The 22,927-nt window shown below is 70.2% G+C and carries 18 protein-coding genes and 1 pseudogene; 11 read left to right on the forward strand and 8 right to left on the reverse strand.

Annotated features, from left to right (window positions below; genetic code table 11):
- Positions 1-15 precede the first annotated feature (15 nt).
- Positions 16-1,581, forward strand: coding sequence for an esterase-like activity of phytase family protein (locus tag RPX00_RS21535; RefSeq protein ID WP_406641864.1), 1,566 nt, complete (start codon positions 16-18; stop codon positions 1,579-1,581).
- Here RPX00_RS21535 and RPX00_RS21540 read toward each other — a convergent pair.
- Together RPX00_RS21540 and RPX00_RS21545 are read right to left on the reverse strand one after the other, a co-directional pair.
- Positions 1,578-2,591 carry an autoinducer 2 ABC transporter substrate-binding protein gene (locus RPX00_RS21540; RefSeq protein WP_406641865.1) on the reverse strand — a complete coding sequence of 338 codons (1,014 nt, stop codon included), beginning with the start codon at positions 2,589-2,591 and terminating at the stop codon, positions 1,578-1,580. The genes RPX00_RS21535 and RPX00_RS21540 overlap by 4 nt on opposite strands.
- A 98-nt stretch (positions 2,592-2,689) precedes the next feature.
- Positions 2,690-4,012, reverse strand: a complete 1,323-nt coding sequence (locus RPX00_RS21545) for an alpha/beta hydrolase (protein WP_406641867.1) — start codon at positions 4,010-4,012, stop codon at positions 2,690-2,692.
- 238 nt (positions 4,013-4,250) lie between these two features.
- On the opposite strand from RPX00_RS21545, the gene RPX00_RS21550 reads away from it, so the two are divergent.
- Entirely contained in the window at positions 4,251-4,709 is a 459-nt protein-coding gene (locus RPX00_RS21550) for a DUF4396 domain-containing protein (RefSeq protein ID WP_406641868.1), read from the forward strand.
- Positions 4,710-4,711: 2 nt separating this feature from the next.
- On the opposite strand, the gene RPX00_RS21555 is transcribed toward RPX00_RS21550, so the two are convergent.
- Positions 4,712-5,239 (reverse strand): hypothetical protein, encoded by a 528-nt coding sequence (locus RPX00_RS21555; protein ID WP_406641870.1) that lies wholly within the window; start codon positions 5,237-5,239, stop codon positions 4,712-4,714.
- Positions 5,240-5,554: 315 nt separating this feature from the next.
- Positions 5,555-8,431, reverse strand: a complete 2,877-nt coding sequence (locus RPX00_RS21560; RefSeq protein WP_406641871.1) for an AfsR/SARP family transcriptional regulator — start codon at positions 8,429-8,431, stop codon at positions 5,555-5,557.
- A gap of 607 nt (positions 8,432-9,038) precedes the next feature.
- On the opposite strand from RPX00_RS21560, the gene RPX00_RS21565 reads away from it, so the two are divergent.
- Positions 9,039-11,006: a protease pro-enzyme activation domain-containing protein gene (locus tag RPX00_RS21565; protein ID WP_406641872.1), complete on the forward strand. Its 1,968-nt coding sequence runs from the start codon at positions 9,039-9,041 to the stop codon at positions 11,004-11,006.
- Positions 11,007-11,055: 49 nt separating this feature from the next.
- Here the strand turns inward: RPX00_RS21565 and RPX00_RS21570 are convergent, their stop codons facing one another.
- Positions 11,056-12,276 carry an MFS transporter gene (locus RPX00_RS21570; protein WP_406641873.1) on the reverse strand — a complete coding sequence of 407 codons (1,221 nt, stop codon included), beginning with the start codon at positions 12,274-12,276 and terminating at the stop codon, positions 11,056-11,058.
- A 102-nt stretch (positions 12,277-12,378) separates the two neighbouring features.
- Between RPX00_RS21570 and RPX00_RS21575 the strand changes: the two genes are divergently transcribed.
- The 8 genes and pseudogenes from RPX00_RS21575 to RPX00_RS21610 all read left to right on the forward strand — a co-directional run bounded on the left by RPX00_RS21575 (position 12,379) and on the right by RPX00_RS21610 (position 19,379).
- Positions 12,379-13,752 (forward strand): purine-cytosine permease family protein, encoded by a 1,374-nt coding sequence (locus RPX00_RS21575; protein ID WP_406641874.1) that lies wholly within the window; start codon positions 12,379-12,381, stop codon positions 13,750-13,752.
- Positions 13,753-13,796: 44 nt separating this feature from the next.
- Positions 13,797-14,471 (forward strand): SDR family NAD(P)-dependent oxidoreductase, encoded by a 675-nt coding sequence (locus tag RPX00_RS21580; RefSeq protein ID WP_406641876.1) that lies wholly within the window; start codon positions 13,797-13,799, stop codon positions 14,469-14,471.
- A pseudogene (locus tag RPX00_RS21585) lies at positions 14,468-14,749 on the forward strand (S-adenosylmethionine:tRNA ribosyltransferase-isomerase); the annotation flags it as partial. The gene RPX00_RS21580 and the pseudogene RPX00_RS21585, both read left to right, overlap by 4 nt.
- Before the next feature lie 67 nt (positions 14,750-14,816).
- A complete protein-coding gene (locus RPX00_RS21590) occupies positions 14,817-15,494 on the forward strand; it encodes an S-adenosylmethionine:tRNA ribosyltransferase-isomerase (protein ID WP_406641878.1) in 678 nt (225 codons plus the stop codon).
- A 114-nt stretch (positions 15,495-15,608) separates the two neighbouring features.
- Positions 15,609-16,664 (forward strand): ABC transporter substrate-binding protein, encoded by a 1,056-nt coding sequence (locus tag RPX00_RS21595; RefSeq protein WP_406641880.1) that lies wholly within the window; start codon positions 15,609-15,611, stop codon positions 16,662-16,664.
- A gap of 25 nt (positions 16,665-16,689) precedes the next feature.
- Complete coding sequence (locus RPX00_RS21600; protein WP_406641882.1) at positions 16,690-17,466, forward strand: ABC transporter ATP-binding protein; 777 nt, start codon at positions 16,690-16,692, stop codon at positions 17,464-17,466.
- Positions 17,453-18,337 (forward strand): ABC transporter permease, encoded by an 885-nt coding sequence (locus RPX00_RS21605; RefSeq protein ID WP_406641884.1) that lies wholly within the window; start codon positions 17,453-17,455, stop codon positions 18,335-18,337. Before RPX00_RS21600 ends, RPX00_RS21605 begins: the two co-directional genes overlap by 14 nt.
- 49 nt (positions 18,338-18,386) lie before the next feature.
- A complete protein-coding gene (locus tag RPX00_RS21610; RefSeq protein ID WP_406641886.1) occupies positions 18,387-19,379 on the forward strand; it encodes a YdcF family protein in 993 nt (330 codons plus the stop codon).
- Here the strand turns inward: RPX00_RS21610 and RPX00_RS21615 are convergent, their stop codons facing one another.
- The 3 genes from RPX00_RS21615 to RPX00_RS21625 all read right to left on the reverse strand — a co-directional run bounded on the left by RPX00_RS21615 (position 19,380) and on the right by RPX00_RS21625 (position 22,758).
- Positions 19,380-19,595 (reverse strand): cold-shock protein, encoded by a 216-nt coding sequence (locus tag RPX00_RS21615; protein ID WP_406641888.1) that lies wholly within the window; start codon positions 19,593-19,595, stop codon positions 19,380-19,382.
- 63 nt (positions 19,596-19,658) lie between these two features.
- A complete protein-coding gene (locus RPX00_RS21620) occupies positions 19,659-21,113 on the reverse strand; it encodes a tachylectin-related carbohydrate-binding protein (protein WP_406641889.1) in 1,455 nt (484 codons plus the stop codon).
- A gap of 103 nt (positions 21,114-21,216) precedes the next feature.
- Positions 21,217-22,758, reverse strand: a complete 1,542-nt coding sequence (locus RPX00_RS21625) for a DEAD/DEAH box helicase (protein WP_406641890.1) — start codon at positions 22,756-22,758, stop codon at positions 21,217-21,219.
- Positions 22,759-22,927: the final 169 nt, after the last annotated feature.

The following is a 22,927-nucleotide window of genomic DNA, read 5'->3' on the forward strand; positions in this document are numbered from 1 at the left end:
GAGGAGGAGAGACCGATGAAACGCGTGAAGATCGCGCTGGTCGCCGGGGTGCTGGTGCTGCCACTGGCCGCTGCGGGTCCGGCTGGGGCCAAGGGCCGCCCGGACGACTATTACCGGGTGCGGGCCGGGCACACGCTGCAGGTGCGCGGCGATGCGCAGCGCGACGGCGCGGTCGTGCGGCACACCGAGCCCGGGCATGGTGCGCTGACCATCGGCCCGGACGGATCGTTCCGCTACACGCCTGCCGCCGGGTTCACCGGGCGCGACACGTTCACCTACACCGTCAGCGACGCGGTCCGGCTGTACCCGACGGCCTTGCCGCCGCTGGGCACTGTCGGGGGCGTCAAGATCACTGGCGGCGGGTACGGTTCCGCGCTCACGCCGGTGCCGGGTTCGCGCGACGAGTTCTACGGTCTCACCGACCGCGGCCCGAACGTCGACGCGCCGGACGGGTCCAAAGTGGAGCCGATCCCGTCGTTCACGCCCGCCGTCGGCAAGTTCCGGCTCCGCGGCGGGAAAGCCGTGCTGGAGCGGAATATTCCACTGCGCGCGGCGGACGGTTCGCCGTACAACGGCCAGGTCAGCACCGTGGCGAACACTGGCGAGACCATCGTGGACCTGAACGGCGCGAAACTGCCCGCGTCGCCGAACGGTTACGACTCCGAAGGGCTCGTCGCCCAGCGCGACGGGACGTTCTGGGTGTCGGACGAGTACGGCCCGTTCATCACGCACTTCCGCGCCGACGGCCGCGCGATCGAGCGGCTGTCTCCGTTCAATGGTTCACTGCCTAATGAACTAAAGAACCGTGTGCCGAACAAGGGCATGGAGGGGCTCGCGCTCACTCCGGACGGCCGGACGCTCGTCGGCGTCATGCAGTCCGCGCTGCAGCAGCCGGACCTCACGAAGAAGCCCAGCAAGGTCCCCGCGCTGCGGATCGTGACGGTCGATCTGCGGACCCGTGCCACGCACGAGTACGCCTACCTGCTCGACAACCCGGACGAGACCGGCACCGCGGTTTCGGAGATCACCGCGCTGTCGGCGACCCGGTTCCTCGTGGACGAACGCGACGGCAAGGCCGAGCCCGGTGCGTACAAGAAGCTGTTCGAGGTCGACCTGAGCAAGGCGACCGACCTCGGCCCGGCGGCGAAGGTGCCGGGCGCGACCTACGACGCGGCCAAGGGCGGGCTGCTCGTTGACGGCGGCAAGAGCATCGAGGCGTACGTCGGCAAGGCCACCACTGCGGAAGCTGCTGACGCGCTGGCGAAGGTCGGGGTGACTCCGGTGGCGAAGAAGCTGTTCCTCGACCTCGGCGGACTGGTGACCGGGCTGGACCCGAGCGGCGGCTTCTTCGGCCACGACAAGATCGAAGGCGTCGCGACGACCGACGGCGGCCGCACCGTGGTGATCAGCAACGACAGCGACTTCGGCATCGACGGCGTCGCGAACTCGGCGGCTCCGTACACGCTGCATGCCAAGACGCAGCCGAACGGACGTCAGGACGACGGCGAGTACCTGCGGGTGGACATGACGAAGCTGCCGGCGCGGACGCGCACGCTCACCGTGAGCATCGACGTGCGCTAGTACTTGAACTGATCCACGTTGTTCTGCGTGATCAGCAGGGGATCACCGAGCAGGACCGTCTGAGTAGCCGCGTCGTAGCGCACCGCGGGAAGCTCCGGGCTCACGTTGTTGCTGGGCCGGAGCGGGGTGCCGGTCGCGAGCTGCTCGGCGGTCCAGGCGGTGAGGTAGCCGAGGGATTCGACGTTCCACAGCACCGTCATGGAGCAGGAACCGTCGACCAGATACGGCTTCATCGTCTGCGGCGTGCCGGTGCCGACGGTGAACACCTGGCCGATCTTCTGCTGATCACGCACCGCTCGCGCGAGGCCCGGCGTGGCTGTCGTGCACTGGCCGATCAGCCCGGTGAGCTTCGGATGCCGGTTGAGGATGTCCTTCGCCATCTTCGTGGCGGTGGTGGTGTCCTCGTCGGCGTACACCGTCTCGACCAGCTTCGCGTGCGGATAGCGTTGTGCCGCATACGCTTTCTCGGCTTCGATCCACGAGTTGAGGTTCGCCGCGGCGCGTCCGCACGAGACGATCGCGTACTCGCCGGTGCCGCCGGTCTTCTTCATCAGCGAGTCGACCAGCGCGGTGCCGATGCCCTCGGCCGTCGTCTGATTGACGAAGACCTCGCGCTGCGAACCGGCGGCGTCGGTGTCCGCGGTGAGCACGTGGATGCCCTTCGCCCGCGCCTCCGCGATCGCCGGGGCCAGCTCGGCCGGATCGTTGGGGGCCACCGCGATGACGTCCACGCGTTCGGCGATGAGCTGCCGCAGGATCGCGGTCTGCGCGGCCGGTTCGACTGTCGCCGGGGCGCGGGTGATCCACTTCGCCCCGAGCCGTTCGGCGGCCAGCATGCCGCCCGCGTTCATCGCGTCGAAGTACGGGATCCCGCCGATTTTCGGCACGAACGCGATCTTCGCGGGCTCCGGGCCCGAGTCCGGCATGACCGGCGAGCAACTGCCGATCATGACCGCCGCTGCCGCCAGCAGCGCCGCGCCCGGCACGAGCGTTCTGGTCCGCCCTCGCATCCCCCACCGTTCCCCGGCAATGTGATCTGGCAGCCGAAGGTAGGGCCAGCGACGGCAGGGGGTCAACCGAACGCGACCAAACGGTTACGGAAGCGAGTTCAACCCCCGGGCACGGCAGCCTCGGAGCCGCCCGGCGGGCACGTTCCGTCCTTGGGCAGTTCACCGGTCAGCAGGTAGTGCGCGGCCGGGCCGTCGATGCACGGGTTCGGCTCGTTCAGGTAGGCCGCGTGGTTGCCGCCGCCGTCGACGAGCAGGCTCGAACCGCGCAGCACCCGGTGCATTCGCTGCGCGCCGACCAGCGGCGTCGCCGGATCGTCTTTCCCTTGCAGCAGCAGGATCGGCGGCACGTGCACCGAACCGATCGGGACCTCCGGCGACGGCGGCACCCGCCAGAACGCACACGGGGCGCTGTACCAGCTGTTGAGCCACGCGAACAGCGGCGCGGCCTTGGCCGATTTCGCGGTGTCCGCGTGCCAGGTCGCCCAGTTGCGCGGCCAGCCGGCGTCGGCGCAGTTGTAGGCGAGCTGACCGGGATCGACCGCGTACTGGGCCTGTCCGGCGGCGATGGCCAGCCCGGTGGAATCCCCGCCGCGGTGGCTCGCGACCGCCTGCATCAGCGACGGCCAGGCCCAGTCGCCGTACATCGCGGACGACAGCAGATCGTCCAATTCGGACACTCCGGCCTTGCCGTCCGCCGGTTGCGCCGCGAGCTTGTCGCGCAGTTCGTTCCACGCGGTCTTCACCGCGGCCGCGGTGGCGCCGAGGTGATACGTGCTGTCGCGCGCCGCGGTCCAGGCGAACAACTGCTCGGCCCGTGCCTGCAGGGCCGGGTTTTGCTGGAACTGCGTTTGATACGTGGTGACCGTGGGGTCGACGACGCTGTCCAGGATCATCCGGCCGGTGTGCGCGGGGAACAGCGTCGCGTACGTCGCGCCGAGCTTGGTGCCGTACGAATAGCCGAGGTAGTCGATCTTGTCCTTGCCGAGCGCGGCGCGGATCCGATCCATGTCCCGCGCGGCGTTCTCGGTGGTGAGGTGCGGAAGCAGGCCCTTCCCGTTCTCCGCGCACTGCGCCGCGATCTGCCGGGCCAGGCCCTCGCGGTTCCGTTCCTGCTGGAGATCGCCTTGGTACGGCGACGCCGGATGCGGCGTGAGCTTCGTGGTGTCGCCGCACGAAACCGGTGTGCTGGAACCGATTCCGCGCGGATCGAAGCTGAACACCGCGTACTGCTGGGCAACCTCCTGCGGCAGCTGGCTGAACACCAGCTTCTCCGTGCCGAGTCCGGACGCACCCGGCCCGCCTGGGTTCACCAAGAGGTAGTGCGGCGAGCTGAGACTGCCCATGCCGGAGACGGTGAGGGTGATCTGCTCGCCGTCCGGCTTCGCGTAGTCGAGCGGCACCCGCAGGCTCGCGCACGACACCTGCCGGGGTGTCCCGGCTGGACATTCGCCCCATGTGAGCGCGGACGATCGCGCGCTGGCGGCTGGAGCGCTGAGGAAGCTTCCGAGGAGGAGAACGAGGACGAATGCGGCGGCGCGGCGGCGCGCCGAGTTGATCACCACCCTTCCGGTTATACCGATTCGCCGGAGGCCCCGGGCGACAGTCATCACATCGGGCGACCTTGTGCGATTTATACCCTTGGGGGGTATAGTGAGCCGCATGAACGAACACCAGCACGGAGCGTCTTGGTCCACCGCCGCACAGGCGACGCTGCACTGCCTCACCGGGTGTGCCATCGGCGAGGTGCTCGGCATGGTCATCGGCACCGCGCTCGGCCTGCACAACGCGGCCACCGTGGTGCTGTCCATCGCGCTGGCGTTCGTCTTCGGCTACGCCCTCACCATGCGCGGCGTGCTCAAGTCGGGCCTCGCGTTCGCCGCCGCCTTCAAGGTCGCGCTCGCCGCCGACACGGTGTCGATCGCGGTCATGGAGGTCATCGACAACACGGTCGTCGTGGCGATCCCGGGCGCGATGGACGCGGGCCTGTCGAGCGGATTGTTCTGGCTGTCGCTGGCCTTGTCGCTCGCGATCGCCTTCGTGGTCACGGTTCCGGTCAACAAGTGGATGATCGGCCGCGGCCGTGGGCACGCCGTGGTGCATGCCCACCACCATCACTGAGTTCAGCAGGACGGCACGGCCGCATCGGCCCGGAGATAGGCCTCGGACACGTAGTGTCCGGGGCCTATCCGGTTCCAGCGGGTAGTGCCGTCCACTGCTTCGCCCTGCACGGAACATTCGATCGGCACCTGGGCGGAGTCGGCCGCCAGCCCGGCAGGCGGCGCGGCGTTGTCCGCGGACGTGCGGACGACCAGCGGGGCCCCGTCAGTGGTCACGACGCCGCTGGCCGGGGAGCTGCCGGTCCAGAGGAACGTGACGTCCACGTAGCTGTTGCTTTTGAGGCCGAGCCCGTCCCAGAACGTGCCGTCGGCCAGGTCGAGACCAGCGGGGTTCCGCACGGTGCGGCCGCGTTCGTCCTTGCCGCCGTTGAAGCCGTTTTGGTACGCCGCTTGCGCTTCCGGCACACCTTGCGGCAGCGAACCGAACTGCGCGCGACGGTCGGCGGGGTTCCAGTAGTCGTCGTGTTCGTTCCACGGCCCGACATCCAGCACCGGCGCGTACTCGCAGCGCGTGCCGTCGGTGCGGCACACCCGGACGGTGAAGGTCCCTTTTTCTTGGAGGACACCGTTTTCGTGGACGGGAGCGCCACGAAGTGGTCCCGTTCGGTGATCCGGTGCCCGCTCGAAGTGGTGCCGCCGACGAGCCCTTCGCGGGTCGCGAAGAGGCGGTAGGTCAGCGGTCTCTCCAGGACTCTTCTGCCGTGCTTCGGTTTGGCCGAGGCGGGCTCCGGAGTCGACAAAGCGATAACCGTCAAGATCAGAAGGACGTGACCAGCGGCTTTCCTGGTGTTCATGAGCGCATCGTGGCCCGGCGCGCGCGATTGGCCGCGCAACCGGGCCCGCGCGTCAGGCGGACACGATCCGGTGCGGTCCGGTCTTGCGCGGACGGGTGGCGGCCGGGAGGTCGGCGGACAGCTCCCGGCGGATGGCACGGGCGCGTTCGGCGTAGCTGCGGGACCGTTCGGGCTGGCTGAGCGCGGAGTGGAGTTCGCCGAGCAGCTGGGACACGTGGGCTTCGGAACGGCGGTCCCCGTTGCGGCGGTGCACGCTCAGCGAGTTCACCAGCAGCAGCTGCGCGTGCGCGAGATCGCCGCTGTACAGGCACAGTTCGCCCAGGTTCTGGTTCGCGTAGCCGACGCAGTGATCGTCGCCGAGATCGGTGAACACGGCGATGGCGCGCGTGACGTGTTCGCGGGCTTCGGCGAGGTTGCCTTCGCGTTGGTGGAGGAGCCCGAGCCGTTGCAGCGCATGGGCTTCCCGGTGCCGGTCGCCGATTTCGCAGGACAGCTCCAGCGCGTCGGTGTACCAGCGGCGCGCGGTCGCGTAGCACTTTCGCGCCACCCAGATCGAGCCGATCGCGATCCGGATCACCGCTTCGCCGTGCGGGTCGCCTGCCTCGTCGAACAGCCGCAGCGCTTCGTGGCACGGTTCGAGAGCGCGGTCGGTCTGGCCTTGCATCCGCAGCACGGTGCCGAGGCCGGCGTGCGCTTCGCCGAGGCCCTGCTGATCGCCGATCCGCTGGTACAGCTCGCGCGCCGCTTCGAAGGCGACCATCGCGTCCGCGTCGTTGTCTTGGTACAGCAGGACTTGGCCGAGATTGCGCTGCACGACCGCCTCGCCGCGGACCGCGCCCGCCCGGCGCGCCGCTTCCAGCGCGATCAGGTGGGTGGCGTGCCAGTCGTCCTGGTGGCCGCGGAGGTCGAAGTACGGGGTGAGGGCCGCGGTGAGCCGCCAGGTCAGGTCGTCGAAACCGCGTTCGGCGGCCAGCCCGACAGCCGCGACGCAGGTGGCGCGTTCGGCGGCGAACCACGCGGCCGGGTCGGTCAGCAGGCGGTTCGCGTCCGGCGGCAGGGGAAGTTCGCTGTCGTCGTGGTACTGGCCGAAGAAGTGGATCGGCATGCGTTCCGCGGCTTCTACTGTCAGCGCTAGATATCCCTCCAGCACCCGGCCGATCGCGGCGCGGGTTTCGTCGGGCTCGGCCAGCTCCGCGGCGTAGACCCGCAGCAGGTCGTGCAGGCGGTAGCGCGGCTGTCCCGCGACGTCGGTGGCGACCAGTTCGACCAGGTGCGCGTCGACAAGCACGTCGAGGACGTCGTCGGCCGACGGTCGGCCCAGAACGGCGGCAACGGCCCAAGCCGGGAATTGCACCGGGCCCAGCGCGCCTAGCCGGCGGAAGGCCGCGGCGGCGGACATGGGCAGGAGGTCGTAGCTGAGGGTCACGCTCGCCCGGACGGCCAGGTCGCCGACGCGCAGCTCGTCCAGGCGGCGGTGCTCGTCGTGGAGGCGGTCGGCGAGGATGCGCAGGGACCACGTCGGCCGGTGGGTGAGCTTGGCCCCGGCGACGCGGATCGCCAGCGGCAGGTGCCCGCATTGGCGCAGGATGGCCGCCGCGTCTTCGGGTTCGGCGGCTACCCGCTCGTGGCCGACGATGCCTTCCAGCAGGCGGGCGGCTTCCGGCTCGGGCAGCAGATCGACGTCCACCGGAAGCGCGCCGGCGAGGTCGGGCAAGCGGATCCGGCTGGTGATCAGCACCGCGCACGCGCCCGCGCCGGGAAGCAGCGGGCGGACCTGGGCGGCGCTGCCCGCGTCGTCCAGGACGACGCACATCCGGCGGCCCGCGAGCTGGGAACGCAGCAGCGCGGCGCGCTCCGCGAGATCCCGGGGCAGGCCGGAGTCCGGAATGCCCAGGGCGCGCAGGAGTTCGGCCAGAACGCTCATGGGCGAGCGCGGGGACGACGAGGTGCCGGCCAGGTCCACATGCAACTGTCCGTCCGGGAACACTGAGCGGACCGCGTGCGCGACCCGCACGGCGAGAGAGGATTTGCCGATGCCTGGCGCGCCGGACAGGACGACGATCGTGGGGCGTTCCGCTTCGGCGTGGTGCCGGAGTTTCGCGACCAGGTGCTCGGTTACCTCGCTGCGGCCGGTGAAATCCGGCAGGTCCAGTGGCAGCTGGCAGATTGGCGGGACCTTGGCGCAGGGGACTTCGAGGGTGGCGCGCAGTTCGCGCAGGGCCGCGCCAGGGCGGGCGGACAGTTCGTCGGCGAGGGTTTGCTCGACCAGTTCGTACGCTTCCGCGGCTTCGGTGGTGCGGCCCGCGTCGCGCAGCGCGGTGATGAGGTGGTGCCAAAGTTCTTCGCGCAGCGGATGTTCGGTGACCAGGGCGCGTAGTTCGGCGATGACCTCGTTGTGGCGGCCCAGCGCGAGGCGGGCGCGGAGGCGTTGTTCTTGCACCGCCAGGCGCAGCTCGTCGAGGCGGGCGACGGCCGGGCCCCAGGTGGGGTCGTGCGGGAGGCCTTCGAGCACTTCGCCGCGCCACAGGGCGTGTGCTTCGTCCAGCAGGGCCAGGGCGGTTTCCGGGTCGTCTTGCGTTTCCCAGGCTTGGGTGGCCAGGCGGGTGAAGACCAGGTGGTCCAGTTCTTCTTCCGGGACGGTGAGGAGGTAGCCGGAGGCGCGGCTGGTGATGCGGTCGGCCAGGTCGGGGGAGGTTTCGGCGAGGCGTCGGCGGAGCGAGTGGACGTAGGTGCGGATGTTGGCCGCCGCCGAGCGCGGGGCGGTGGTCGGCCAGAGGACTTCGACCAGCGCTTCGGTGGAGACGACGATGTTCGGCTGCAGCGCCAGCGCGGCCAGCAGCAGGCGGGGCTTCGGGCCGCCCAAAGGTACGGCCCGGCCCTCGGCGATGACCTCCAGCGGCCCCAGGATCCGGAAGGTCAGCGAAATCAATTTACCCGCCTTGGCGGCAAGGTCCCCATGCCCGGCATGCTAGGAGCGTTTGCCCGGGTTAGCTAGATCCACTTGGGGAGGAATACCCCATAAGGGGTGATACCGGGGGTGGATGTCACGGGGGGTTTGCCTGTGTGGGGGTGAATTGTTTTCACGTGTTCCGTCTGGCCGTGGTTGCTCAGGCGATGGTTGCGGGTGGCACCCCGAAGCCCAAGTGTGCTGACGGTCTGGGGGTGCTTGTCAAGGCGGGAAAGATGCCTTGACAAGCACCCCCAGACCGCAGGGAGGCTTCGTATCGGGGTGCGGGGGAGGGGCTGGGTGCACCGATGGGTGAGTTGGGATTGTGCGACCTTCGTAGGTGGTGTGGTGGGGCTTTAGGTGTTCTGAGACGGGTGTGGTGAAACGGGCGTTTTTCTTATTTCGGCACATTCCGGTGTGGACGGTGTGGAGGAAACGGACTTTGTGCGCATTGGTCGCTTGTGGTGCGCGGGGAGGGCAGATAACGGTTCCGCACCGGGGAGACGGACGCTTCCCTGGCGGGTGTGGGCGGTCCTAGTCTCGTTGCGGCGGCGGGGGGTTGGAGGCCGCGCAACACGAGGGAGTTGCTGTGCGTAGAAGCGTCACCGTGTTTCTTTCGCTGGCGGTGGTGGGCGGCTTGGCCGCTTCGCCCGCTGTCGCGTCGGCTCAGGGGCGGGCGGACATTCCGCAATCGCATCCGGTGTGGGCCAATCCGCAGGCCAAGGTGGCCGACACGGCCGGATCGTCCACTATGGACTTTCGGGTTTACCTGAACCTCAAGGACCAGGGAGCGGCGGAGGCCGCCGCGCGGTCGGTGTCGGATCCGAACAGCCGCGGGTACCGGCATTACCTGTCGCCGGACCAGGTGCGGGATCAGTTCGCCGCGTCCGACCAGACCGTTTCCGCGGTGAAGAATTGGCTCACCGCAAGCGGTTTCTCCACCGGTGAGGTGCCGTCCAACCGGGCCTACGTCGAGGCGACCGGCACCGCGGACCAGGTGCAGCGCGCGTTCGCCGTGACGCTGGGCAAGTACCGGGTCAAGGGGCAGACGCTGCGGGCGGCGGACAAGGACCTGTCCGTTCCGGCCGCGCTGGCGAACGACGTGCTCGGCGTCGTCGGCGTCGACCAGGCGACGAATCTGTTCAAACCGGACCACACCGACGGTGCGGACACGCCCGCGGCCCAGCAGAGCGGGCCGGCGACCGCGCCGCCCAGCAAGGGATTCCGCAATTCGGGTCCGTGCAGCGCTTACTACGGCGAGAAGACCGACACGACTGACCCGGCGTACAACGGAAAGCAGCTTCCGTACGCGCCGTGCGGCTACACGCCCGCGCAGCTGCGTTCGGCGTACGGCCTTGACCAGGTCGCGAAGTTCGGCGCGGACGGCCGCGGCACCACGATCGCCATCGTGGACGCGTTCGCCTCGCCGACGATCTACGCCGACGCCGCGGAGTACGCCAAGCGCAACGACCCGGCGCACCCGCTCACCAAACAGCAGTTCAAACAGCACATCTTCCCGCCCAACCCGGTGCTCGAGCCGCCGGACCAGTGCGACGCTTCCGGCTGGTACGGCGAGGAAACCCTGGACGTCGAGGCCGCGCACGGGCTCGCTCCCGGCGCGGACATCCTGTACGTCGGCGGGCAGGACTGCGAGGACCTTTCGCTGGACACCGCGCTGAACTACGTCGTCGCGGGCCACAAGGCCGACATCATCTCCAACTCCTACGGCAACACCGGCGAGGACATCCCGGCCTCCGAGGTCAAGGTGTTCAACCAGATCTCGGTGCAGGCGGTGCTCGAGGGCATCGGCGTGTACTTCTCCTCCGGCGACAACGGGGACGAGGTCGCGCGGCTGGGCACGCCGTCGCCGGACTTCTCCGCCTCGGCTCCGTGGGTGACCGCGGTCGGCGGCACCTCGCTCGCGGTCGGCAAGGACGGCAAGCGGATCTTCGAAACCGGGTGGGAGACCGGCAAGTCGACGCTGACCGGCGGCGCGTACACCCCGGCGTTCCCCGGCGCGTTCAACGGCGGCGCGGGCGGCGGCACGAGCCGGCTGTTCGGCCAGCCCTTCTACCAGAAGGGAATCGTGCCGGACGCGCTGTCCACGAAGAACCAGACCGGCGGCGCGAAGGGCCGCGTGGTCCCGGACATCTCCGCGATCGCCGACCCGAACACCGGGTTCCTGGTGGGCCAGACGCAGACCTTCCCGGACGGCGTCTACTACGACCAGTACCGGATCGGCGGCACGAGCCTCGCGTCGCCGGTGTTCGCGGGCGTGATGGCGGTGGCCGACAGCCTCGACCACTTCCACCACGGGTTCATCAACCCGGTGCTGTACCAGCTGACCTCGCGCACGTCGGCGATCCACGACGTGCAGCACGTGGACGGCGCGGTGCAGCGCGTGGACTTCGCCAACGGCGTCGACGCCACCGAAGGGCTGAAGACCTCGGCCCGGGTGCTCGACTACCCGAACCTGACGATCCACACGACCAAGGGCTACGACGACGTGACGGGCCTCGGCTCGCCCAACGGAGTGGCGTTCCTGCTGCTGGTCTGACCGAGGGGAAGGTGGAAGGGCCTGCTGGGGTTACCCCGGCAGGCCCTTTTCACTGCGTGCGGACCGGCGGATGCCGCAGCGCGCGGACCTCGCCGGAACGCAGCGGCCACAAGGCGGCGGCGACGAGGACGAACCCTCCGGCGAGCACCACCGGCTGGGCGCCGAAGGCGGCGGCGAGCGGTCCGGCCAGGAGTTCGCCGATCGGAATGCCCGCGTAGGAACCGAAATCGTCGAACGCGGCCATCCGCGACAGCAGGTGCCCGGGGATGTTCTCTTGCATGGTCGTGTCCCAGGCGACGCTCAGGACGCCCTGGCTCGCTCCGGAGACGAAGCTCGCCCCGGCCAGCAGGGCGAAGCCCGCGTGCGCGCCGAGCACGAGCAACGGCAGCGCCGTCACCGCCGCGCACACCTGCCCGAGCAGCAGCAACCGGCGCGGGGCGAGCCGGTACATCACCAGCCCGGCCAGCAACCCGCCGATCGCGCGCGTGCTCAGCACGAGGCCCCACGCGGCCGCGCCGATGGTGGCCTGTGCGATGCCGGGGCCGAGCACCAGCCAGCTGCCGGTGAAGACGATGTTGTAGACGAAGAACGCCGTGACCACCCGCCACAGCCAGCCGATCCGCCAGAACTCCCGCCAGCCGGTCCGCACGCTGTGCAGCAAGCCGGTCTGCTCAGTGGCTTTCACCGGGGGCAGGGTGATCGTCTGGTACAGCAAGGCGGCGAGGACGAACGAGATCCCGTCCGCGGCGATCGCCCAGCCGCCGCCGACCGTGCCGACCAGCACGCCCGCCACGGCCGGACCGGCGACCTTGGTGATGTTCTTACTGGTGGACAGCAGCGAGTTCGCCTGGCGCAGCGCTTCCGGCGCGACGATCTGCGGCACGATCCCGCGCAGCACCGGCGTGGTGAACGCGGCGCAGACGCCGCCGAGGAACTCGGTCGCGACGAGGGCGGGCAGCGAATAGTTGCCGGTGAGCAGAATCGCGGCGGCGGCCAGCTGGGCCGCGCCCGCGCCGAGGTTCGACAGCCGGAGCACGCGGTTGCGCGGGAACCGGTCGCCGACCGCGCCGCCCACGAGCAGGAACGCCAGCAGCGGCACGATCCCGGCGGCGAGCACGATGCCGAGGTCGGTGGTCCGGTGACTGCTGTCGAGCACGGCGAACGCGAGCGCCACCGGGGTCATCGAACTGCCCATCAGGGACACCAGGCGGCCGGCGTAGAAAATCGCGAATTTCCGCTGGCGCAGCGACGAGCGCGGTCCTTCCCCCATCCCCGCGATCTTGCCGATCCCGCGTCGGAAACGCCACAGAGTATTGGCACCGGCGGCGGCCCCGGTTCAGACTCACGGGTCGGCCGGGAGAAAGGGCAGCGCATGAGCGGGATCGACGCCGAGGTTTTCGGTGGCCGGATGCCGTCCGGAGCAGGGGATCTGGCGATCGAAACGCACGGGATCACCCCGATTCCGGCGGAGAATCGCTTCGGGAAACCGTGGCGGCTCGCGGGCGTGTGGTTCGCGCCGAATCTCACCATGACCGCCGTGTTCACCGGCACCCTCGGCGCGACGCTCGGGCTCGGGTTCACCACCGGCTTCGTCATCGCGCTGATCGGCACCGTGCTCGGTTCGCTGCCGGTCGCGTGGCTGTCCACCTGGGGTCCGCGCACCGGGACCGGCCAGCTGCCGCTCGCGCGGCTCCCGTTCGGGCGCGGCGTCGTGCTGCCCGGCCTGGTGCAATGGCTCGGCTCGATCGCCTGGGACGCGCTGGTCGGGCTGTTCGGCGGCGAAGCGCTGGCGCAGCTGACCGGGCTGCCGTTCTGGGCCGCGGTGCTCGTGGTGCTGGTGCTGCAATGCACGCTCGGCGTATTCGGCTACGCGGTGATCCACCGGGTCCAGGCGGTGATGAGCGTCGTGCTCGTTGTCGCATTTGTCGCGCTCGCGGTCAAGGTGGTTCTTGATCACCCGATTACGTTCGCCGACTCCGCGACCGGCGGCGAATTCGCCGGCGCCGTCGTGCTGTTTTCCACCATTACGCTCAGCCTCGCTATTTCCTGGGCTCCTTACGCGTCGGATTTCAGCCGTTATCTGCCCGCTTCGACGCGGCCGAGCGGAGTTTTCTGGTTCACCCTGCTCGGGCTGACCGCGTCGTACGCGCTGGGCGAGGGCATCGGTCTCGCGCTCGGCACGGCGCTGGGCGACCAGACCGCGGCCGGGGTGTCGACGCTGCTCGGCGGGGGAGTGCTGGGCGCGGTGGCGTTGCTGGTGATCGCGCTGGCCGCGGTGTCGTCCAACGCGATGAACGACTACAGCGGCTCGCTCGCGCTGCAGACCGTCGGCGTGCGGGTGCGCCGTCCGGTGTCGGCGGTGGTCGTGACGGTGCTCGCGTTCGCGTTGATTCTCTGGATGCACAGCGGTGATCTGGCGGCGAAATTCCAGAACGTGCTGCTGGTGGTGAGTTACTGGATCCCGCCGTTCCTCGGTGTCGTCGTACCGGATTGGCTGCGCCGCACGCGTCGTGGCCGCGAGGTCGACGTGCTGGCCGAGCTGCGCCGCCCGGTGCGCAGCTGGGCCGCGCTGGTGGCGTTCGTGGTTGGCTTCGCGGCGGCGGTTCCGTTTATGAACACGACCGTTTACACCGGACCGGTCGCGGCGGCCCTGCACGGCGCGGATCTGGCTTACTACGCCGGGTTCGTGGTTTCGCTGGTGGCGTACACGCTGCTGCGCGGCCGCCGTCCGGTTGACCTCCAGTAAGGTAGAGGTCGCACGCTGGCAGGTGCCTACCTTCTGGAGGGACCATGCCAGTAGCTGTCGTCACCGGCGCCTCCGCCGGTCTGGGCCGGGCGCTCGCCTCGGCTCTCGTCCGTCGCGAATGGACAGTGCTGGGCACCGGACGCGACCAGGGGACGCTGCGCACGGCCGCGGCGGACCTCGGGTTCACCGCGGTGCCCGGCGACGTCACCGATCCCGCGCACCGGGCCCGGCTCGCCGAAGCCGCCGGACCCCGGCTCGACCTGCTCGTCAACAACGCCAGCACGCTCGGCGTCAGCCCGCTGCCGCCGCTGGCCGAGTACCCGCCGGACGAGCTGGAAACTGTCTTCCGCACCAACGTTTTCGCCCCGCTTGCGCTCACCCGGCTGTTGTTGCCCGCGCTCGGCACGGCAAAGGGAGCGCTGGTGAACATCAGTTCCGACGCCGCCGTGGAACCGTATGAGGGCTGGGGCGGCTACGGTTCGGCGAAAGCCGCGCTGGACCACGTGAGCGCGGTGCTCGGCGTGGAAAACCCGGACATCGCGGTGTACGCCGTTGATCCCGGCGATCTGCGCACCGCCATGCACCAGGCCGCTTTCCCGGGCGAGGACATTTCGGACCGTCCGCTGCCGGAGACCGCAGTACCCGCTTTCCTGCGGCTGCTGGAGGAACGTCCGCCGAGCGGCCGGTACCGGGCAGCGGACCTGCAGGTGCGGTCATGACCACGCCGCGCACGCGATTCGACCTGGCCGAGGACCGCAGCGCGTCCGCCCCGCCGGAAGCGCGCGGCCTCGCCCGGGACGAGGTGCGGCTGCTCGCGGCCGGTCCGGACGGCGTGCGGCACGCCACGTTCCGCGACCTCGGCGAGTTCCTGGAACCCGGCGATCTGTTGGTAGTCAACACTTCCGGCACGCTGGCCGCCGCGGTCGACGCCGTCCGCGGCGAACGCGTCATCGCCGTCCACTTCTCCACCGAACTCGACGACGGCACCTGGGTGGTCGAACTCCGCGCACCCGGCGGTCCGCTCCTCGACGGCCGCGCGGGGGAGCGGCTCGGCCTGCCCGCCGGTGCTGTCCTCAGCGCTGCGCGAGCCGCATGTCGCCGGTGCACAACGGTTGTGGCGCGCGAAGATCGACGTGGAAGGCGGGGTCGCGCAGTATCTCGCGAAGGTCGGGCGGCCGATCCGCTACGGCTACGTTCCGCGCGCGTGGCCGTTGCCGAATTACCAGACCGTGTTCGCGCTCGACCCGGGTTCGGCGGAAATGCCGAGCGCCGCGCGGCCGTTCACCGCGGAACTGGTGACCCGGCTTGTCTCGCGTGGCGTGCTGTTCGCGCCGATTCTGCTGCACACCGGCGTCTCGTCGCCGGAAGCCGGGGAACCGCCGTACGGCGAGCGATTCCGTGTCCCGGCGACGACCGCGGCGTTGGTCAACTGGGTGCGGGACCAGGGCGGACGCGTGATCGCGGTGGGGACTACCGCGGTGCGGGCGCTGGAATCCGCCGCGAATCCCGGCGGTCTCGTCACCGCCGCGGCGGGCTGGACCGAATTGGTGCTCGGCCCGGACCGGCCCGCCCGCGCGGTCGACGGATTGATCACCGGGTTGCACACCCCGGAGGCGTCCCATCTGCTGCTGCTCGAAGCGGTCGTGGGACCGGAACTGGTGCAGCGGGCTTACGACGCGGCGGTGCGGCGCGAGTATCTGTGGCACGAGTTCGGCGACGTCTCGCTCTTGACAAGCAGGTGAGGCCCGGGCCTGTCAAGTAATCCCGCACAATTTCCCGGGATGCGGATGCCTATGCAGTCTTGCGGGTGAACGTGCCATTCTGCGCCCGTTCCGCTTCCCGCGAAAGGGCCATTTGTGCGTACATTTCCGCGAACCCGATTGCTCGCTTCCGCACTCGCCGCGCTGACGGCGCTCGGGGCGCTCGCCGGGTGTTCCCGCGCGGACCGCACCGAGGCCGAAGCCAACCAGGGCGCCGCGGGGGAGGTGCGCGTCGGCTTCTTCCCGAACGTCACGCACACGCCCGCGCTGATCGGGGTCAAGAAGAACTTCTTCGCCCAGAACCTCGGCGGCACGAAACTCACGACCCAGACGTTCAACGCCGGTCCGTCCGAAGTGAACGCGCTGCTCGGCGGTTCGCTCGACGTCGCGTTCATCGGCTCCGGACCGGCGATCAACGCGTTCACCAAGTCCAAGGGCGCGATCCAGCTCGTGTCCGGCGCGGTCACCGGCGGCGCGCAGCTGGTGGTCAAGCCCGGGATCGCCTCGGTCGACCAGCTCAAGGGCAAGACGATCGCGACCCCGCAGCTGGCCAACACCCAGGACGTCGCGCTCAAGAAGTTCCTCGCCGAGAAGCACCTGACCGGCCAGGTGAACGTGACCAACCTGGACAACCCGAAGACGCTCGACGCGTTCCGCAAGGGCGAGGTCGACGGCGGCTGGCTGCCCGAACCGTGGTCGTCGCGGCTGGTCACCGACGCGGGCGCGAAGGTGCTGGTGGACGAGAAGACACTGTGGCCGGAAGGCCGGTTCCCGACCACTGTCGCGATCGTGCGCAGCGAGTTCCTGAAGCAGCACCCGGACACCGTGCGCGCGCTGCTGAAGGGCGAGCTGCAGGCGATCGACTGGGCGAAGAAGAACCCGGCCGAGGCGAAGACCGTGGTCAACGGCGCGCTCAAGGAGCTGTCCGGCAGCTCGCTCAGCCCGGCCGTGCTCGACCGCTCGTTCGCGAACATCGAACTGACCACCGACCCGGTGCCCGCGCAGTTCCCGCAGCTGGCCAAGGACTCGGTGACCGCGGGCGTGGTTGACAAGGTGGTGGACCTGAAGGGGTTCGCCGACTTCGGCCCGCTCAACGAGGTCCTCAAGGCACAGCAGCTGCCCGCCGTCAACGCGCCCGAACTGGCGAAGTGACGTCCCGACCGGAAGGCGATCCGCGATGACCTCCACCCTGGCCCGACCAGTGACCGCCGCCGTGCACCTCGACCGGGTCGGCAAGGTGTTCGGCTCCGCCGGCAGCGCGGTGACCGCGCTCGACGGGGTCGACCTGACCGTCGAGCCGGGCGAGTTCGTGTGCCTGCTCGGCGCGTCCGGCTGCGGCAAGAGCACGCTGCTGAACCTCGTCGCCGGTCTCGACCAGCCGTCCGCCGGTGAGATCACTCTCACCACTTCGCGGCCCGCGGTGATGTTCCAGGAGGCCGCGCTGATGCCGTGGCTGACCGCGTCCCGCAACGTGGAACTGCCGTTGCGGCTCGCCGGTTTCGGCCGTTCCGAGCGTCGGGAAAAGGCCGCTGAGCTGCTGGAGCTGGTGCGGCTGAGCGACGCGGCGCGCAAGCGTCCGCACGAGCTGTCCGGCGGGATGCGGCAGCGGGTCGCGCTTGCCCGCGCGCTCGCCGCGACCCATCGCGTCGGCGGCGACGACGGCAACGCGCTGCTGCTCATGGACGAACCGTTCGCGGCGCTCGACGCGATCACCCGCGATGTCCTGCAGAGCGAGCTGCTGCGGGTGTGGCGCAGCACCGGCACGTCGGTGCTGTTCGTCACGCACGACGTGCGCGAGGCTGTCCGGCTTGGACAGCGGGTGGTGCTGCTGTCGTCGCGTCCGGGTCGCGTGGTGCGCGAATGGCACGACGTCCCGTCCGCGGACGGAGAACTGCTGGCCGAGGAGATCACGGCCGATCTGCGAAAGGTGATCAGCACCCATGCCGCAGCCTGATCAGGCGGCCCCCGACCTCGACGAAGCCGTCGGCGCCGGCCTCGACCGGCTCGACACCCCCACCGGCGCGCGGCCGGCGTCGCTGCGCCGCCGGTTCGTGCGCGGATTCCTGCCGCCGGTCGGCGCGCTCGTGCTGCTGGTCGCGATCTGGCAGGCCCTGTGGGCGGCTGCGTTCTGGCCGGAAACGACGCTGCCCGCGCCGCTGGACGTCTGGGCCGAGTTCTGGAACACGGTCAACGACGGTTCGGTGTTCGGTTTCATCTGGACCTCCGTGCACCGCGCCGCGCTCGGCTTCGCCGCCGGGGTGGTCATCGGCACGCCGCTGGGCATCCTGGTCGCGAAGGTTCGCGTGGTGCGCGCCGCGATCGGCCCGCTGCTGAGCGGGCTGCAGAGCCTGCCGTCGGTGGCCTGGGTGCCCGCCGCGGTGATCTGGTTCGGCATCAACGACGCGGCGATCTACTTCGTCGTGCTGCTCGGTTCGGTCCCGTCGATCGCGAACGGCCTCGTGGCGGGCATCGACCAGATCCCGCCGATCCTGCCGCGCGTCGGCAAGGTGATGGGCGCGGGCCGGTTCGCCGCGGCCCGGCACATCCTGCTGCCCGCCGCGCTGCCCGGGTTCCTCGCCGGGCTCAAGCAGGGCTGGGCGTTCTCCTGGCGCTCGCTGATGGCGGCGGAGCTGATCGCGCGTTCGCCGAGCCTCGGCGTCGGGCTGGGGACGTACCTGAACGACGGGTCGTCGTACAACTCGATGCCCATGGTGATCGCGGCGATCTTCCTGATTTTGTTCGTCGGCGTGGCGATCGAGCTGATCGTGTTCCGCCCGCTGGAGCGGTCGGTGCTGCGGGCGCGGGGGCTGACCACGTCACTCTGAGTGCACCTCGGCGAGCGACGCCCGCAGGTGCCAGACAGAATGCACGACCATGACCTCCGGGCTTTTCGCGATCGCTTCCGTGCTCGTGTTCGTCGTACGGTTCGCGCGCGAGCCGAGGCGGGTCGGCAACGCGATCTGGTTCCTGGTCGCGCTCTGGTTCACCGGGCTGTGGCTGCTGTCCTTCTTCAACCACGTCGAATGGGCGCAGATCGCGATCATCGCGGCGGTGGCGGTCGTCGGCGGGCTCGGTGCGCTGGCACTGCCGTGGGCGCTGATCGCGAACGGCGTCGTGATGCTCCGCCGCGAGGGACGGCGGCTGGCGAATCTGCTGTCGCTGCTGGCCGGGCTGGGCCTGCTCGCGGTGTTCGCGCTCGCGGTGAGTTCGCTCGTCTTCGACGATCAGCCGTTGCTGCGCGTGGCCGCGATGGCGGTGCTGTTCGTGACCGGCTATCTGGCGTTCATGTTCACCGCCCTGCTGCTGTACTCGATCCTCTACAGCCAGGTGAACCGCCGCGCGCGGGCCGGCGCGGTGATCGTCCTCGGCTCCGGGCTGCTCGGCGATCGCGTGCCGCCGCTGCTGGCCAGCCGGCTCGATCGCGCGGTCCAGGTACAGCAACGGTCGCCGGGCGCATTGCTGGTGGTGTCCGGGGGACAGGGCGCGGACGAGCTGACCTCGGAGGCGGACGCGATGGCGCGGTACCTCGTCGCGGCCGGCGTCCCTTCGGACCAGATCGTGCTGGAGGACCGCGCGACGACCACCAGCGAGAACCTGCGCTTCAGCGTCGCTTTGCTGAACCAGCGCGGGTTTTCCGGCCCGATCCTGGCCGTGACGAACAACTACCACGTGTTCCGCACCGCGGTTCTCGCCCGGCAATTGGGGTTGCGGCTCAACGTGATCGGCGCGAAGACCGCGTCGTATTTCGTGCCGAGCGCGTTCCTGCGCGAGTTCGTCGCGCTGCTGCTGCAGTACCGGAAGACGAACGCGGCCGCACTGTTGTTCCTCGGCGTGGGACCGTTTTTGCTGTTCTGGTCCGCACAGTGATCAGGCGGCGCGCACCCGGACCGCGCGCCAGTGGTACCCGTCCTGCTCGGCGCGCTCGACGGTGAACAGCACGCCCTCGCCGACGGTCAGGGATCGGAATCCGTCGGCCTCGATCATCGAGAAATGCGCCCAGATTGGACCGTCGACAGCGGCCGATTCGATGACTCCCCAGCCCTCTTCGACGTCCCAGCGCACGACTTTCCCGCGATGCTCCACGGCGGGCAGTCTAGGGAAGGATCGCCGTGCCGCACAGGGAATTTCGGCACGGCGACCCGGTTCCTAGCGGACCAGCGCGCAGGAATCGCGCTGTGCCTCGACGTCGGAGAATTGCTGCCAGCCGCCGTCGCCGATCACGGTCGGGCCGGGTGCCCAGGTGTCGCTGTAGGGCAGGTAGCGGTACCAGCGAAGTTCGCCCTTTTCGGTGACGGTGTAGAGGACGTCCGCGCCCGCGGAAGTGATGCGGGTGAACGCGTTCCAGCCGCCGTTGCCGACGAGCTTCTTCTCCTGGGCCCACTTGTGCCCGGCCTCGTCCCACGCGTAGCGGTAGAGGAAGCCGTCGGTGCTGCGGGCGTAGAGCACGCCGTCGCCGCCGCCGGTGATGAGGTTGTAGGAATTCCAGCCGGTGCCAAGGGTTTCGGTCGCCCAGGTCTTGGCCGTGGCGTCGTAGCGGCGGCGGGAGAGCGAGCCGTCGGCGTTGACCACGTAGAAGTCGCCGCGGCTGTCGACGGTGATGCGGTTGTGGTTGGCCGGATCGTCGAACCCGGTCCAGCCGGTGGCGACGACGGTGCGCGAGTCGTCCGTCCAGCCGGTGCCGTTCCACTGGTAGCGATAGACGTCGCCGTTCGCGCGGATGCCGTAGACCAGCCCGTTGGGTCCGGCGAGGAGCCGGACGTAGCCGTTCCAGCCGCCGGTGCCGATCGTGGACTGCTCGGGCGCCATCGGGCCGCCGTCGGCCGGGTTCGGGTGCCCGTAGAGCTGGAGGTCGCTGGTGGCGGCGAAGAGCGGAACCTTTGCCTGGCACTGGATCGCCAGCTCGGGTGCCTGCGCGCGGATCCAGTCGACGAGGTCGTCGGTGCGGGTTTCGACGCTGCCCTGGCGGGTTTCGGCGACCGCCAGGCAGCCGTGCTGCCACGACCGCGAGCTGATCCCGACGAGTTCGGGCGTGCTGTTCGCGGTGGTGCGCAGCGCCGGGCCGCCCGCGTCGCCGAGACAGGTGTCGTGACCGTCGGCGTTGGTAAGGCTGACGGTGATGGCGGTGATTGAAGCCGTAGTGAACGGCGAGGTGGTGGCCTTGTCCGGGACCCAGGTGTCGGAGGTGCGGCCGAATCCGGCGACAGTCAGCGTTTCGCCGGTCGCGGGCGCGGTCCGGCCGAGCGCGACCGGGGCGACGTTGGCGATCGGGGTGGCGAGCTTGGCCAGCACCAGATCCCGGTCCGGCCTCGGGATCAGCGTGGCGACCTTCGCGGTGGTGCCGCCGGCCGTGACGGTGACCGGGCTGGCGGGCGTCCCGGAGCCGGCTGGGACGCACCCGCTCGCGGTGACGATCCATTGCGGTCCGAGGAGAACGCCGCTGCAGCCGTGCCCGTCGGCGGCGACGCGCACGACGAAGTCGAAAGCCTTGTCGGGGACGGGGATTCCACCACTGATGGCATTCGCGGGAGGGGCGAGCAGCAGCCCGGCCGCGACGGCGCTCGAGGCAGCGACAGCCAGCCTGAGGCGAGGGGGAGTAGTCACGGCAACGTTATCGGCCGTGGCGCAGGGGTATTACCGGGAGGCGCCGGTGAGCGGGAGCGCTCTGCCAGGCTGGCCGGATACTGCCGACCAGCCTGGCGCGAACTCAAGACTCCGACTGCCGCCGTCCGGGCGAACCGTTCCGGCGGTTCCGCGAGGGCTGGCCCGATCCGCGCCGGTCGGCGCCCGCGCCACGACGGCCAGCGCCTTCCGCGCCACGGCGACCGGCGCCGGAACCGCGGCGCTGGTCCTCCCGGCGGGCCTGCCCCTGCTGCCGGTCCGAGGACCCGGCCCGAGCCTCATTGCCCTGCCGGGGCCCGCCCCGGCCGCCGCCGGAACGTCGGGACTGTCCGCCAGTCCGCGCGCCCAGTCCGCCCCGGTTCTCCGAAGGCGCGCCTCGACGCCGTCCGGTGCCCGGTGCGGCACCGGAAGCGGTCACCGTCTTGGGCCGGTTGTCCACCACCGGACGGCGCGGCGAAGCGGTGAACGAACGGTCTCCGGGGGCCAGTTCGGCCAGCAGCGGGTGCGAGGGAGAGATCCGCGTGGTGGTGGGCGAGATCCCGGCCTTCCGGGTCAGCGCGCGGACGTCCGAGACCTGCTCGTCGGTCATCAGCGTGACCACGGTGCCCGACGCGCCCGCGCGGGCGGTGCGGCCGGAACGGTGCAGGTACGCCTTGTGCTCGACCGGCGGGTCGGCGTGGATCACCAGCGTCACGTCGTCCACGTGGATGCCGCGGGCGGCGATGTCGGTGGCCACCAGCGTTTTCGCGGTGCCGGACGAGAACGCCTCCAGGTTGCGCGTGCGCGCGTTCTGGCCGAGGTTGCCGTGCAGTTCGACCGCGGGCACGCCGCTTGCGACCAGCTTGCGGGTGAGCGCCTTCGCGCGGTGCTTCGTGCGGGTGAAGACCAGGGTGCGGCCCGGAGCCGCGGTGAGGTCGACCAGCACCGGCAGCCGGTGCGTTTCCTCCAGGTGCAGCACGTGGTGCGTCATCGTCGCGACCGGCGACTGCGCCGAGTCGACGCTGTGCAGCATCGGGTCGTTCATGAAGCGCTTCGCCAGCACGTCGATGCCGCCGTCGAGCGTCGCGGAGAACAGCAGGCGCTGGCCGCGCTCGGGGGTGGCCGCCATGATGCGGCGGACCTCGGGCAGGAAGCCGAGGTCGGCCATGTGGTCGGCCTCGTCCAGCACGGTGATCTCGATCTTGTCCAGCTTCGCCTCGCCGGAGCGCATGTGGTCGGCGAGTCGGCCGGGGCAGGCGACGACGATGTCGACGCCGTCGCGCAGGCGGGTGATCTGCGGATTCGCGCTCACGCCGCCGAAGATCGTGGTGGCCTTGAGGCCGAGCGGACGCGCCAGCGGCACGATCGCGGCCTCGATCTGGGTGGCCAGCTCGCGCGTCGGGGCGAGGATGAGCGCCCGCGGACGGCCGGGGCGCCGCCGCGTCGGGCCCGCGGCGAGGCGGGCCAGCACGGGCAGCACGAAGCCGTAGGTCTTGCCGGAGCCGGTGCGGCCGCGGCCGAGCACGTCGCGGCCCGCCAGCGTGTGCGGGAGCGTGGCGGCCTGGATCGGGAAGGGCTCGGTGACGCCCTGTGCGGCGAGCGCGTCGACAAGGGGCTTGGGCAGGCCGAGTTCGGTGAAAGTCGTCATGGGTGGGTGCGGACGCCACAAAGCGTCCCGTATCTCCGTACGTAGCGCGGTTGTCCTGCCCGGCGCGGCCTCGGGTGGCTGCGGCGCGTGGTCGTCGACAACAGTGAAACGCGGCCCGAGGCAGAACTGAGCGGACCGCATCGTCGACTATACCGCCCCAAGATCCGGT

Origin of the sequence: Amycolatopsis sp. WGS_07 (genome assembly GCF_045278895.1) — a bacterium.
Lineage (GTDB): Bacteria > Actinomycetota > Actinomycetes > Mycobacteriales > Pseudonocardiaceae > Amycolatopsis.

Bases quoted from the DNA above. Each gene is read 5' to 3' on its own strand.
- RPX00_RS21575 (WP_406641874.1), top strand. From the start codon at position 12,379: ATGAGCGGGATCGACGCCGAGGTTTTCGGTGGCCGGATGCCGTCCGGA.
- RPX00_RS21605 (WP_406641884.1), top strand. From the start codon at position 17,453: ATGCCGCAGCCTGATCAGGCGGCCCCCGACCTCGACGAAGCCGTCGGC.
- RPX00_RS21550 (WP_406641868.1), top strand. From the start codon at position 4,251: ATGAACGAACACCAGCACGGAGCGTCTTGGTCCACCGCCGCACAGGCG.
- RPX00_RS21580 (WP_406641876.1), top strand. From the start codon at position 13,797: ATGCCAGTAGCTGTCGTCACCGGCGCCTCCGCCGGTCTGGGCCGGGCG.
- RPX00_RS21625 (WP_406641890.1), bottom strand. From the start codon at position 22,758: ATGACGACTTTCACCGAACTCGGCCTGCCCAAGCCCCTTGTCGACGCG.
- RPX00_RS21610 (WP_406641886.1), top strand. From the start codon at position 18,387: ATGACCTCCGGGCTTTTCGCGATCGCTTCCGTGCTCGTGTTCGTCGTA.
- RPX00_RS21600 (WP_406641882.1), top strand. From the start codon at position 16,690: ATGACCTCCACCCTGGCCCGACCAGTGACCGCCGCCGTGCACCTCGAC.
- RPX00_RS21535 (WP_406641864.1), top strand. From the start codon at position 16: ATGAAACGCGTGAAGATCGCGCTGGTCGCCGGGGTGCTGGTGCTGCCA.
- RPX00_RS21570 (WP_406641873.1), bottom strand. From the start codon at position 12,276: ATGGGGGAAGGACCGCGCTCGTCGCTGCGCCAGCGGAAATTCGCGATT.
- RPX00_RS21540 (WP_406641865.1), bottom strand. From the start codon at position 2,591: ATGCGAGGGCGGACCAGAACGCTCGTGCCGGGCGCGGCGCTGCTGGCG.